Origin of the sequence: Bradyrhizobium sp. 153 (genome assembly GCF_023073835.1) — a bacterium.
Classification (GTDB): Bacteria; Pseudomonadota; Alphaproteobacteria; order Rhizobiales; family Xanthobacteraceae; genus Bradyrhizobium.
In genome coordinates this window covers 1-510 of record NZ_JADPKH010000070.1, presented here as the reverse complement: position 1 = coordinate 510, position 510 = coordinate 1, and the positions used below count along the sequence as shown (strand labels likewise).

The window sequence follows — 510 nt, the reverse complement described above, 5'->3', positions numbered from 1 at the left end:
GTTGATGTCGTCGCTCATCAGCTTCACGAGGTCCGTTGCCGGGGCCGCTGCAGCGACACCGAGAAGCTTCAGCTCAGGAGCGTAGGCGTTTGCGATCATTCCGGCGAAGAGCGCGGCCTGCCCGCCTTGTGAATGCCCCCAAACCGTGAAGTCCTTGCCATCGCCTGCGCGGGTAACGGAGCGTGCCGCGCGCACAATATCAATCACGGCTCGACCTTCGCTCTCACCGACCAGATAAGGATGCGGGCCCGGCGTACCGAGCCCTGGATAATCGGTCGCCGCAACGACGAAGCCACGGGAGATCATCGAGCGAAGTCCCTGGATCTGCTGAAACAGAAAAATGGCGAGCGATGGGGCGCAACGCGGCACGATACCCGAAGTCGGATGTGCCCAAGCAACGATCGGACGTCGGCCGAGCGCGGGCGTGCCTTGCGGAACGATGACGACGCCGGACACAAAGACCGGCCGACCGTTCAGCCCCGTCGAGCGATAGAGCACGCGATAAGTGGA

1 protein-coding gene is annotated in these 510 nt (G+C 63.1%); it reads right to left on the bottom strand.

Features of this window, described 5'->3' with window-relative positions; genetic code table 11:
- On the bottom strand, positions 1 to 510 hold a 510-nt coding region (locus IVA91_RS15825), incomplete at both ends, for a lipase family protein (protein WP_247458961.1).